Source organism: Serratia sp. CY40230 (assembly GCF_052168835.1).
In the GTDB taxonomy this organism is placed as follows: domain Bacteria; phylum Pseudomonadota; class Gammaproteobacteria; order Enterobacterales; family Enterobacteriaceae; genus Serratia; species Serratia nematodiphila.
On record NZ_JBJNLX010000002.1, the window covers coordinates 774929 to 787164 of the forward strand.

At 61.5% G+C, this 12236-nt stretch carries 9 protein-coding genes; 2 read left to right on the plus strand and 7 right to left on the minus strand.

Translation table 11 applies throughout. The features are described from left to right. Positions 1–19 precede the first annotated feature (19 nt). Positions 20–1672 (minus strand): bifunctional UDP-sugar hydrolase/5'-nucleotidase UshA, encoded by a 1653-nt coding sequence (gene ushA / locus ACJ8IJ_RS10905; RefSeq protein WP_442518619.1) that lies wholly within the window; start codon positions 1670–1672, stop codon positions 20–22. A gap of 178 nt (positions 1673–1850) precedes the next feature. Here ushA and ACJ8IJ_RS10910 point away from each other — a divergent pair, with 178 nt between their 5' ends. Both ACJ8IJ_RS10910 and ybaL read left to right on the plus strand, forming a co-directional pair. Then, complete coding sequence (locus tag ACJ8IJ_RS10910) at positions 1851–3071, plus strand: MFS transporter (RefSeq protein WP_131164600.1); 1221 nt, start codon at positions 1851–1853, stop codon at positions 3069–3071. A gap of 245 nt (positions 3072–3316) precedes the next feature. Then, positions 3317–5008, plus strand: a complete 1692-nt coding sequence (gene ybaL, locus ACJ8IJ_RS10915) for a YbaL family putative K(+) efflux transporter (protein WP_004940247.1) — start codon at positions 3317–3319, stop codon at positions 5006–5008. A gap of 54 nt (positions 5009–5062) precedes the next feature. On the opposite strand, the gene ACJ8IJ_RS10920 is transcribed toward ybaL, so the two are convergent. The 6 genes from ACJ8IJ_RS10920 to adk all read right to left on the minus strand — a co-directional run bounded on the left by ACJ8IJ_RS10920 (position 5063) and on the right by adk (position 12042). Further along, a complete protein-coding gene (locus ACJ8IJ_RS10920; RefSeq protein ID WP_004940249.1) occupies positions 5063–6367 on the minus strand; it encodes an inosine/guanosine kinase in 1305 nt (434 codons plus the stop codon). A gap of 90 nt (positions 6368–6457) precedes the next feature. After that, complete coding sequence (gene hemH, locus ACJ8IJ_RS10925; protein ID WP_442518620.1) at positions 6458–7420, minus strand: ferrochelatase; 963 nt, start codon at positions 7418–7420, stop codon at positions 6458–6460. Between the two features lie 119 nt (positions 7421–7539). After that, positions 7540–8703, minus strand: a complete 1164-nt coding sequence (locus ACJ8IJ_RS10930; RefSeq protein ID WP_197753055.1) for a glycerate kinase — start codon at positions 8701–8703, stop codon at positions 7540–7542. A 9-nt stretch (positions 8704–8712) separates the two neighbouring features. Beyond that, positions 8713–9978: a GntP family permease gene (locus ACJ8IJ_RS10935; RefSeq protein ID WP_015376868.1), complete on the minus strand. Its 1266-nt coding sequence runs from the start codon at positions 9976–9978 to the stop codon at positions 8713–8715. Positions 9979–10097: 119 nt separating this feature from the next. Beyond that, positions 10098–11231 carry a sugar diacid recognition domain-containing protein gene (locus tag ACJ8IJ_RS10940; RefSeq protein ID WP_265260917.1) on the minus strand — a complete coding sequence of 378 codons (1134 nt, stop codon included), beginning with the start codon at positions 11229–11231 and terminating at the stop codon, positions 10098–10100. Positions 11232–11397: 166 nt separating this feature from the next. After that, a complete protein-coding gene (gene adk, locus ACJ8IJ_RS10945) occupies positions 11398–12042 on the minus strand; it encodes an adenylate kinase (RefSeq protein WP_004940261.1) in 645 nt (214 codons plus the stop codon). Positions 12043–12236: the final 194 nt, after the last annotated feature.

Below are 12236 nucleotides of genomic sequence, written 5' to 3' on the forward strand. Positions count from 1 at the left end.
CAGGCCGCTGCGGTGGCGATTAGCGATAAACGATTTCGCCCTTCGGTTCGTAAGCCGCCGCATCCAGCGGCGAGTGTTTCTCGATGTATTGCTTCAGCACTTCGGCGTCGATAAAGCCGGTGTTGACGTAGCTCGGCAGCCCGTCCAGCTTCGGATAGCCGTCGCCGCCCAGCGCGTTGAAGTTCAGCGTCGCCATGCGGTAAATTTTATCCGCCTGCAGCGGCTGGCCATTGATCTTCACCTCGCTGACGCCCTTGCCGTCCGCCACCAGACTGACGTTGGCGAACTGGGCGTAGGCGCCGGAATCCGGCTTCATGTTGGCCACCACCGCCAGATACTCCTCAACCTCGCTGCCTTTCATATCGACATGCACCAGGGTGTTGCCGAACGGCTGCACCTTGAGCACATTCTTGTAGGTGATATCGCCGCTTTCAATCGAATCGCGCACCCCGCCGCCGCTCATCACGGCGAAGTCGGCGTCGGCGCGCTCCCTCTGCGCGGCCAGCATCACCCGCGCCAGGTTGGTCTGCACGAAGCGCACCTTGCTGCGGTCGCCTTCAAGCTTGCCGTTGACGCTGCCGATCTTCACTTCCAGCTGCGCCTTGCCCTTATCCTGGAACGGCGTCAGCAGCTTCATCATGGCCGGATCTTCCTCAATCTGCCGGGTGTAGTACACCCGCTCGCTGGTGCCGTCCGCTTTCTCCACTTTCTTCTTCAGGTTCACCGGGATCAGCTGATAATGCACCAGCTTCAGCTCGCCGTTGCGGAATTCGAAATCGGCGCGCCCCACGTATTTGCCCCACTCGTGCGCCTGCACGATCCAGGTGCCGTTCTGGCGATCCGGCGAGCACGGCGTGCCCGGCACATAATCCACCTGTTTGCGGTTGTCGCCGGCCATGCACACCGGATCCTGCGAGTGGCCGCCGACGATCATGTCGAGATATCCGGCCGGCAGGCTGCGCGCCATTTCTACGTCGCCCGGCGCGTTAGAGCCGTGTTCGCCGTTGTCATAGTGCCCCATGTGGGTGGCGGCGATAATCACGTCCGGCTTCTCGTCCTTACGCAGTTGCTCCACCACCTGCTTCGCCTCCTGCGCCGGCACGCGGAACTCCATGTCGGTGAAGTACTCCGGGTTGCCTATCTTGGCAGTATCGTCGGTCGTCAGGCCGATCACCGCGATCTTGATGCCCTGCTTGTCGAACAGGGCGTAAGGCTTGAACAGGCGCTGGCCGGTGCTTTTCTGATAAATGTTGGCGGACAGCAGCGGGAAGGTCGCCCACTTCTCCTGCTGGCGCAGCACGCTCAGCGGGTTGTCGAATTCGTGGTTACCGATCGCCATCGCGTCGTAACCCACCAGGTTCATGCCGCGGAAGTCCGGCTCGGCGTCCTGCAGATCCGATTCCGGCACGCCGGTATTGATATCGCCGCCGGACAACAACAGCAGGCTGCCCCCCTGCGCCGCCACTTCGCGGCGAATGCCGTCCACCAGCGTTTTCTGCGCGCCCAGGCCATATTCGCCGTGATCGTTCTGCCAGAAGTGACCGTGATGATCGTTGGTGTGCAGAATGGTGATGGCGTAGGTCTTATCCTTTTCCCAGGCACTGGCGGCCCCCGACAGCAACGTCAGGGAAACGGCCAACGCGCATGCGGTGGTTTTCAGCGAAAAACGCATGGCGGATCTCCGTGTATTAAATGGCTTTTATGATGAGGCCGAAATTGTAGCGCGAATTAATGACAGCTGATTTCAATTTTTTGCGATGTGAGTCTGATTATTTCAGATATGGTAAAAATTGAACGTCCTGCCTAAGATGTCATCTCTGTGCTCAACAACTTATCAGGCTAATAATAATATGACCGACAGTAGCCAAAGCGCGATACCGCCCGCCAAAGGCAGTGCGGTGAAAGGCACCGCCTTCTCCATCCTTGGCGCCATCAGCGTGTCTCACCTGCTCAACGATATGATCCAGTCGCTGATCCTGGCGATTTACCCGATCCTGCAAGCCGATTTCCATCTCAGCTTCGTGCAGATCGGCATGATTACCCTGACCTATCAGCTAACGGCCTCGCTGCTGCAACCGCTGATCGGCTATTACACCGATAAACACCCGCAGCCTTACTCGCTGCCGATCGGCATGGGCTTTACCCTGTCCGGCCTGCTGCTGCTGTCGGTGGCGAGCACCTTCCCGCTGGTGCTGCTGGCGGCGGCGCTGGTGGGCACCGGCTCATCGGTCTTCCACCCGGAATCCTCGCGCGTGGCGCGCATGGCCTCCGGCGGGCGGCACGGCCTGGCGCAGTCGCTGTTCCAGGTCGGCGGCAACTTCGGCAGCTCGCTCGGCCCGCTGCTGGCGGCGCTGATCATCGCGCCTTACGGCAAGGGCAACGTCGCCTGGTTCTCGCTGGCGGCGCTGCTGGCGATCGTGGTGTTGCTGCAGGTCAGCAAGTGGTATCAACATCAGCATCGGGCAACTAAAGGGCAGCCGAAAAGCCCGTCGCTGCTGAAACCGCTGCCAAAACGTACCGTGGCCTACTCACTGGGCATCCTGCTGGTGCTGATTTTCTCCAAATACTTCTATCTGGCCAGCATCAGCAGCTATTACACCTTTTATCTGATACATAAGTTCGGTGTTTCGGTGCAGAATGCCCAAATTCACCTGTTCGCCTTCCTGTTTGCGGTAGCAGCAGGCACCATTATCGGCGGGCCTCTTGGCGACAAGATAGGGCGTAAATACGTGATTTGGGGCTCTATTCTCGGCGCTGCGCCGTTTACCCTTGTTTTACCCTATGCATCCCTCTATTGGACCGGCATTTTGACGGTGATCATCGGGGTTATTCTCGCCTCGGCGTTCTCCGCCATTCTGGTCTACGCTCAGGAGCTGATCCCCGGTAAAGTGGGCATGGTTTCCGGCTTATTCTTCGGTTTTGCTTTCGGTATGGGCGGGTTAGGTGCGGCAGTTCTTGGTTATGTCGCCGATTTGACCAGTATCGAACTGGTCTACCAAATCTGTGCTTTCCTGCCACTGATCGGCATTATTACTGCGCTACTGCCCAATATGGAGCATAAACCACAATAACCCCGCGAACCGCCCGGATGAAATTATTTATTCATCCGGGTTATCCTACGGATAAATCAATGTTATTTGGTTTATCTGTCCCAAAACCCCCTCATTGCCACACCTTAAGTGAAATCCTCTGCTTTTTTACAAAAAAGGCCAAATTAGCCAAGCAAGCCGCGAACAAATGCAATAAACTAAATGTATCTTTTCGTAACTTTGTTGCGTTTCTCCCGTGCCGCGATGCATAGCCAGAAGGAGTATGGATGCATAATTCAACACCGCTCATCACCACCATCGTCGGAGGGTTAGTACTCGCCTTCCTCCTCGGCATGCTGGCGAACCGCCTGCGCATCTCCCCTCTGGTGGGGTATCTGGCCGCAGGGGTGCTCGCCGGCCCGTTCACCCCCGGTTTCGTCGCCGACACCTCACTGGCGCCGGAACTGGCGGAAATCGGCGTTATCCTGTTGATGTTCGGTGTTGGCCTGCACTTCTCTTTGAAAGACCTCCTCGCAGTAAAATCTATCGCCATTCCCGGCGCCGTGGCGCAGATAGCCGTCGCTACCCTGCTCGGCATGGGGCTGTCCAAGCTGCTCGGCTGGGATCTGATCTCCGGTCTGGTGTTCGGCCTCTGCCTCTCCACCGCCAGCACCGTGGTGCTGCTGCGCGCCCTGGAGGAACGGCAACTGATCGACAGCCAGCGCGGGCAAATCGCCATCGGCTGGCTGATCGTCGAAGATTTGGCGATGGTGCTGACGCTGGTATTGCTGCCGGCCTTCGGCAATATGCTGGGCAATGACAACGCCAGCAGCAGCCAGTTGCTGATGGAGCTGGCGCTGACCATCGGTAAAGTCATCGCCTTCATCGCGCTGATGATCGTGGTCGGCCGCCGCCTGGTGCCGTGGATCCTGTCGAAAACCGCCAGCACCGGCTCGCGCGAGCTGTTCACCCTGGCGGTATTGGCGCTGGCGCTCGGCATCGCCTACGGCGCGGTGAAGCTGTTCGACGTTTCCTTCGCGCTGGGCGCCTTCTTCGCCGGCATGGTGCTGAACGAGTCCGAGCTGAGCCACCGCGCGGCGCACGACACCCTGCCGCTGCGCGACGCGTTCGCGGTGCTGTTCTTCGTCTCGGTCGGCATGCTGTTCGATCCGATGATCGTGATTAACGAACCGCTGGCGGTGCTGGCGACGCTGGCGATCATCGTGTTCGGCAAATCCGCCGCCGCGTTCCTGCTGGTGAAAATGTTCGGTCACTCCAAGCGCACCGCGCTGACCATTTCCGCCAGCCTGGCGCAGATCGGCGAGTTCGCCTTTATTTTGGCGGGCCTCGGCATCGCGCTCGGCATGATGTCGGAGCACGGCCGCAATCTGGTGCTGGCCGGCGCCATTCTGTCCATCATGCTCAACCCGCTGTTGTTCACCCTGCTGGAACGCTATCTGGCCAAAACCGAAACCATCGAAGAGCAAATCCTCGAAGAGGCGGTGGAAGAAGAGAAACAGATCCCGGTGGATATGTGCAATCACGCGCTGGTGGTCGGCTACGGCCGCGTCGGCAGCCTGCTGGGCGGCAAACTGGCTGAGGCGGGCATTCCGCTGGTGGTGATCGAGAACTCCCGCCCGCGGGTGGAAGCGTTGCGCGAACAAGGTATCAAGACGGTGCTGGGCAACGCCGCCAATCCGGAAGTGATGGATTTGGCTAGGCTCGACTGCGCGCGCTGGCTGCTGCTGACCATCCCGAATGGCTACGAGGCCGGCGAGATCGTCGCCTCGGCGCGCGCCAAGCGGCCGAATATCGAGATCATCGCCCGCGCCCACTACGACGATGAAGTGGCCTACATCACCGATCGCGGCGCCAATCAGGTGGTCATGGGCGAACGCGAGATCGCCAACAGCATGCTGAACATCCTGCAGCTGGACACCCTGAGCGAAGAAGAAAAAATGGGCGGCTGCCCGATCTGAGGCACCGCGCATAAAAAAAGGTCCGGCATGCCGGACCTTTTCTTTTTCAGCGGGTTAACGCTCCCAGTATGACTCTTCCAGGCTGTCTTCCCGCTCCGGCAGGCCGCGCGTGAGGCGTGGCGAATGCTGGTTCAACACCTGGTAGCTGACGCGGTTGGCGTATTTGCACACCTGCGCCAGGGAGGAGTAGGTCAGGTAACTACGCACATGCTTGCTGGAGTTCGGCACGTTGTGGCGGTGATAGCCGTTGGCGGCGATATCGTGCAGCAACGCCGACAGCGCGCCGTCGCCGGCGCCGTTGGTGTTCATGATCTTCTCCGGCCCGCCCATATACGGCGCGATATGCGAATAAACGCGCAGCGGATTTTCACAGTGCTCGCGGCGCATGGCGCGGCTGAACTCGTAGCGGTTGAACTCGGCGATATGCCCCGGCAGCAGCGGGTGCTGGGTCTGGCGCTTATTGGCTTCTTCGGTGTAGCCCGCCATATACAGGCCATTCGGCCCGGCGGTGCACAGCACCAGATCCACCCACTCCAGCGCCATGTCCGAGGCGGTCAGCGGATCGCTCAGCCCGGTCAGCTCCAGCGCTTCGTCTTCGTTCATCGCCAGAATCGTCACATTTTCCTTCAGGAAGTCGCGCCACCACTGCGGGTTGTCGGCAATGACGTACTTGGTACCCAGGGTCAGCACCACCGGCACATCGTGTTTTTTGGCGTACTCGATCGCCTGCAGGGTAGCGTCCTTTATCGGCTCCCCTTCCTTGCAGCGCACCAGGTAAGAACTCAGCACCAGCGCCGACGCGCCGGCGATCACCTCTTCAGGAATGCTTTCCGGGCGCAGCTGGTTCATCTGGCCGGGGTTGATCGCGAAGGTGCGCTCGCCGCTTTCGCCGATCAGCGTGAAACAGCGGCCGATGGCGCCATCAACGCCCTGCAAATAGTTAAGATCGGTGCGGCTGGAGGTATTGCACAGATAACGGTAGGCGTAGCTGCCGATTTTCACGTTGCTGCACATCACGCCGAGCAGCACCGAACGGTCGTCCGCCAGCACCGAATAGTTGTGCATGGTATTGCCGATGGTGCCGCCGGCGAACTGATGGGTGACCAGGTTGTTTTCATTCAGTTCCTGATACAGCGCCTCGGCGACGTCGTCTTCGATCACCAAAGAGTGGCCCAGGCTCAGGCCGTAACGCTGGACAAAAGCATCGTCCACTTTTGCCTCGATATCCACCAGCGTCTGGTCGATGCCGACAATATACGAGGTGCTGATTTCACTTTCGGGCTGGGCCTGCTGCAGAAGCGGATCGCGGGCGCTCACCGGAAAATAGTGTTTGGACTTGCGTTTACCAGGAAATTTCATGTGATTGGCGGTGGTGACGGTTTAACAAGCGGAGAATGTTAACACATCCCCGCCCGATCACGATGCACCTAATAGACAGATTATGGATGATTACAGACGCTGCGCCACCAGCTGCTGCATCATGTCGATATGCGCCGGCTCGTCGTTCAACGCCGAGATATATTCAAACTTCTCGCCGCCGGCCTTAAGGAAGATCTCGCGGTTCTGCTCTTTGATCTCTTCCAGCGTTTCCAGGCAGTCAGCCGAGAAGCCGGGGCAAATCAGTTGAATGTGCTTCACGCCCTGCGCCGGCAACCCCTTCAGGGTTTCATCGGTGTACGGCGTCAGCCACGGCTCGCGGCCGAAGCGCGATTGGTACGTCATCATCACCCGCTCCGGCGCCAGCGGCAGCGTGGCGCTCAGCGCGCGCAGCGTATCCTCGCAGCGCTGCGGGTAGTCGTCGCCGAGCCGCGCATAGCGCTTGGGGATGCCGTGGAACGACAACACCAGCCGGTCCGGCTGGCCGTGCTCGGCGAACGAGCGCTCCACGCTTTGCTGCAGCGCGGCGATATAGGCCGGGTGTTCGGCGTAGTCGCGAATGAAGGCCACCGACGGCAAGCGGCGATAACCTTTCAGCACCCGCGCCACGCCATCCCATACCGCCGCGCTGGTGGAACAGGAATATTGCGGATAGAGCGGCAGCACCACCAGGTTGGTCACGCCCTGCGCCAGCAGCTTGTCGATGGCTTCCGCCAGACTTGGCGAACCGTAGCTCATGCCCAGCTCCACCGGCGTATTCGGCATGCGCGCCGCCAGCGTCCGCTGTTGGCGGCGGCTGTACACCAGCAGTGGCGAACCCTCTTCCATCCACACCGACTGATAGAGTTTCGCCACGCGTGGCGAACGGATCGGCAGGATCGCGCCGTTGAGGATCGGCCACCAAATCAGCGGCGCCGTGTCGACCACGCGATCGTCACTGAGGAATTCCTTCAGATAGCGTTTGACCGCAGACGAGGTCGGCGCATCTGGCGTGCCCAGGTTCACCAGCAATACGCCGTGTTTCTCTTGCTTCATCTCAGTTCCCCTCATTTCCTTTCCGGCCGGCATTCCGTTCTGGGTCGGGATGTCAGCAGCCATTAATGCCGGCTATTGTAACGGAAAAGTCCTGCATCGAAACCGATAACAGCAACAGGCTATGCCTGTGGGCTTCTTCCCTGCGCCAGCTGCCATACCGCCGCCACGTTGCGCGCCGTCACCTGCAGATTGCGATCGGCGTCCGTCAGCGCTTCTTCCAGCGTCACGATGCGATCGAGCACCGAAAACGCCGCATCGATGCCGTGCTGATGCACCACCGAATAATCCGGCGTCAGGCTGCCGGCGATGGCGATCACCGGCACGCCGTGACGCTTGGCCACCCGCGCCACGCCAATCGGCGTTTTGCCGTGAATCGACTGGCTGTCCAACCGCCCTTCGCCGGTGATCACCAAGTCGGCATCGCGCACCGCCTCATCCAGGCACAGGGTTTCGGTGACGATCTCGATGCCCGGCCGCAAGCGCGCATCGAGCATGCCGAGCAGCGCCGCCCCCATGCCGCCCGCCGCCCCCGCGCCCGGCTGGGTGAGCACGGCGCGGCCGGTTTCCCGTTCCAGCAGCTCGCCGTAGTGGTGCAGCGCCGCATCGAGCTGCGCCACCATCTCCGGCGTCGCCCCCTTCTGCGGCCCGAACACCGCCGAGGCGCCCTTTTCGCCGCACAGCGGGTTATCGACGTCGCAGGCGGCGGTCACGCTCACCCGTTGCCAACGCGCGTCCAGCCCGGCGAGATCGAGATGCGCCAGCTGCGCCAGCGCCGCGCCGCCCACCGGCAGCGGGCGAAGATCCTTATCCAGCAACTTCACGCCCAGCGCCTGCATCATCCCGGCGCCGCCGTCGTTGGTGGCGCTGCCGCCGATGCCGAGAATGATCGCCTTCACGCCGCGTTCCAGCGCCGCCAACATCAGTTCGCCGGTGCCGTAACTGGTGGTGATGCGCGGATCGCGCCGGCCGGGCGGCGCCAGATGCAGCCCGGAGGCGGCGGCCATTTCAATCACCGCGGTTTCGCCATCGCCCAGCAGGCCATAGAATCCCTGCACCGGCTCCCCCAGCGGCCCGGTGACCGTCACCTGGACGATCTCGCCGCCGGTGGCCTCCACCATCGACTCCACCGTGCCTTCACCGCCGTCCGCCATCGGCAGCTTCACGTAGTGCGCCTGCGGATAAATCTGACGGAATCCCCGCTCGATGGCGTCGGCGACGCCGAGCGCGCTCAGGCTCTCTTTGAAAGAATCCGGGGCAATAACCACTTTTTTCAGCGTTTTCATCACTGTTCCTTATCCCGCCAGGTTAAATACGCCAAACATCAGCGCCGAGATTGCCGCGATGGTGAACCCCACCAGCGTCTCATACGGCAGCAGCTTGAGCCGCTCGTGCACCGCCATATTGACGCTGCCGCCGGTGGCGTGGAAGAAGCTGCCGTGCGGCAGGTGATCCAGCACCGTGGCGCCCGCGTGGATCATCGCCGCGCCGGCCAGCCCGCTCACCCCCAGCTCCAGCAGCGTGGAGCTGAACACCCCGGAGGCGACGGCGGTGCCGGCGGTGGTCGAGGCGGTCGCCATCGACATCAGCGCGCCGGACAGCGGCGCCAGCAGCCAGGCCGGCAGCCCGGTATGCGTCAAACCGTTAATCAGGACATCCTTCAGCGCCGAGTTGGCGATAATGCCCGCCAATGTGCCGGTGCCGAGCAGCATGATCGCCACCGGCGCCATGCGCGACAGGCCGGAGACCATGAACTGATTGCACTGGCGAATACGCCCCATCAACAGCGCGCCCGCCAAACCGCCGGCCGGCAACGCGATCAGCGGATCGACGGCGATCCCGGCGATCGGCCGCAGCGACAGCAGCAGGATCGCCACCAGCGGCGCGCTGATCGCCGCCGCGAAGCCCGGCCGCGCCCCTTCGGCATGCTGAGTCAGCTCTTCGGCCATCACCTTGCTGCCTTTATCGCTCAGGCGGCGCGCCAGCAGATAGGCCACTACCAGGCCGCACAGCCCCGGCACGATGCCGGCCATCATCACCGAGGTGAGCGGCACGTGGAAATTGTCCGCCGCCGCGATGGTGTTCGGGTTGGGCGACATCACGTTGCCGGCCTTGCCGCCGCCGATCATCGCCAGCAGGATCGCCGCGCGTGAAATGCCGGCCTTCTGGGCGATCGACAGGGCGATCGGCGCGACGGTGATCACCGCCACGTCGATAAACACCCCCACCGCCGTCAGGATCAGTGTAGCCACCGCCAGCGCCAGCAGCGCGCGGGTTTCGCCCACCTTGCGCACGATGGTTTCGGCGATGGTGTGCGCCGCGCCGGATTCGATCAGCACCCCGGCCAGCACCCCCGCCGCCAGAATGCGCATCACGGCGTTGGTGATGCCCTGCGCCCCACCGATCATCAGCGTCACGGTCTGCACCAGATCGGCGCCGCCGCACAGCCCGCCCGCCAGCGCGCCGGCAATCATGCCGTAAGCCGGCGGCACCTTGCGTAGAATCAGGACGATGGCGACGGCTAACGCCACCAGCGCCCCTAGAGTGGATACGGTTGTCATTGTTGTTTTCTCCGTGGTTGATGTGCAGGCCAACATATCGCGCGCGCCCGGCGCAGACCTGAGGGAAAACAACAAAAAATCGCCGGGGGAACGGCGCGGAATTTGTGGGTTGGCACAATTCAGTCGTGCATCAGCATGCCGATATACAACCGCAGAGAGTCAGTTAATTGATTGATTTTCATGCCGGTTATCACCTCGATGCGCTGCAGGCGATAACGCAGGGTATTGACGTGAATATGCAGCTGCGCGGCGGTCTGCGTCTGATCACAATTCTGCGAAAAATAGTGGCGCAGCGTACTGCGCAGCACGCCTTTTTCGTCCTGTTCGCCCAGCGTTCGCCAGGGACGCCCCAGCTCTTGCGCGCGCCAGTCCTCTCCCAGATCGCACAGCAGCGACGGCAGCGGATAGTCGTGGTAGAACAGCGTGGCGTGACGCAATTTCAGGCGCTGCGCCATCGCCTGGGTGGCTCGCGCCGTCAGGCTGGAGCGGTAGGCGCCTTGCGGATCGTCATAAAAACCGCCGACGATCAGCCGCACCCGAAAGCGGTGCTTGAGCTGGTTTTGCAGACGCTGCGCCTGTTGGCGCTCCAGCTTCAGGCTCCATTCGCCTTGCGCCATGCTGGCCGGGCGCAACAGAGTCATTTCATTGAAGCCGGTAATGGCGATCAACGCGTCACGCTGGGTGGCCTCCAGCTCGGCCAGCAGTTCGCGCAGCAGGTGCGGCTGCGCCTCTTGCAGTTCGACGATCCAGACGATGCGCGCCTGGCGCAGATCCAACCCCAGATACGCCGCCATCGCCTCCAGCGACGCGGTGTTCGGCTGCGGCTGCAGCAGCTGATTCGCCAGCTCTTCCCGGTAGCGTTTTTCCCACTGGTGCTGATCCAGCAGCGCCGCCTGCTCCACCATCATCTCCGCCGCCATCTTGACCAGCTCGGCGTAGGCGCGCACCTCGGCCGGCTCGCCGGAAATGCCGATCACCCCCACTCGCTGATTACGAAAGCTGAACGGCAGGTTGATGCCAGGCCGCACCCCTTTCAGATGCTCGGCGGTGGCGCGATCGATCTCCACCACCCGATTCTCCGCCAACGCCAGCACCGCGCCCTCATGGCGCTGAAACAGACGCTGCGGATTGCCGGAGGCGATGATCACGCCGTTGCTGTCCATCACGTTGACGGAATGGCTGATGATGCCCATCGCCCGCTGGACGATCTGGCGCGCGGTGGCTTCCGCCAGAAGAGTGGTTTGTCTGAGCATGCCCGGCTCCCTGCTGAGGGTGAAAACGCAGGCTTGTTATACGCCATTTGGCGCGGGCGATTAACGGGCACGGTTGCAACAAGCCGCCGCGATCACAATTTAACGGGAAAACGGCAAAAAAAAACGCCGGGCCACGGGCCCGGCGTCATGCACGATGCGCTTGCGATCAACCGAGGATGGTCGCCAGCTCTGCGCTCACTTCGGCTACCTTGCGGGTGCCGTCGATTTTGCGGTATTGGGTGTTGCCCGCTGCCGCTTCTTTGCTGTAGTAAGAGATCAGCGGCGCGGTCATCTGATGGTATTCCACCAGACGCTTGCGCACGGTCTCTTCCTGATCGTCCTTGCGCGTGGTCAGCTCTTCGCCGGTCACGTCGTCTTTGCCTTCCACCTGCGGCGGATTGAACTTCACGTGGTATACGCGGCCGGACGGCGCGTGCACGCGGCGGCCAACGATGCGGTCAACGATCAGCTCGTCCGGCACGTCGAACTCCAGCACGAAGTCCACGTTGATGCCGGCTTCTTTCATCGCGTCAGCCTGCGGAATGGTGCGTGGGAAACCGTCCAGCAGGAAGCCCTTGCGGCAATCTTCCTGAGCGATGCGCTCTTTGACCAGCGCGATCACCAGCTCATCGGTCACCAGCTTGCCGGCGTCCATGATCTCTTTCGCCTGCTTGCCCAGTTCACTGCCGGCCTTCACGGCTGCGCGCAACATATCACCGGTGGAGATTTGCGGAATGCCGTATTTCTCCATGATGAATTGAGCCTGAGTACCTTTACCAGCGCCCGGAGCGCCCAGCAGAATGATACGCATTGCGTAAATCCCCTTGCTATGTAGTTTTTATAAAATTGCGAAAACGCTCAACGATACCATTTCAGGGGGGGCAGGCTCAAGGCGCGCGAAGGAAATCGATTGCGGAATGTGCAAAAAAACCGACGAACAAAAGGCGAGAAAAGGCGGGAAAAAACCGAAAATGCGCCCCTAACGGTGCCGTTAAGGGCGCATAT

Bases quoted from the DNA above. Each gene is read 5' to 3' on its own strand.
- ACJ8IJ_RS10910 (WP_131164600.1), top strand. From the start codon at position 1,851: ATGACCGACAGTAGCCAAAGCGCGATACCGCCCGCCAAAGGCAGTGCG.
- ACJ8IJ_RS10940 (WP_265260917.1), bottom strand. From the start codon at position 11,231: ATGCTCAGACAAACCACTCTTCTGGCGGAAGCCACCGCGCGCCAGATC.
- ybaL (WP_004940247.1), top strand. From the start codon at position 3,317: ATGCATAATTCAACACCGCTCATCACCACCATCGTCGGAGGGTTAGTA.
- ACJ8IJ_RS10920 (WP_004940249.1), bottom strand. From the start codon at position 6,367: ATGAAATTTCCTGGTAAACGCAAGTCCAAACACTATTTTCCGGTGAGC.
- ACJ8IJ_RS10930 (WP_197753055.1), bottom strand. From the start codon at position 8,703: ATGAAAACGCTGAAAAAAGTGGTTATTGCCCCGGATTCTTTCAAAGAG.
- ACJ8IJ_RS10935 (WP_015376868.1), bottom strand. From the start codon at position 9,978: ATGACAACCGTATCCACTCTAGGGGCGCTGGTGGCGTTAGCCGTCGCC.
- ushA (WP_442518619.1), bottom strand. From the start codon at position 1,672: ATGCGTTTTTCGCTGAAAACCACCGCATGCGCGTTGGCCGTTTCCCTG.
- adk (WP_004940261.1), bottom strand. From the start codon at position 12,042: ATGCGTATCATTCTGCTGGGCGCTCCGGGCGCTGGTAAAGGTACTCAG.
- hemH (WP_442518620.1), bottom strand. From the start codon at position 7,420: ATGAAGCAAGAGAAACACGGCGTATTGCTGGTGAACCTGGGCACGCCA.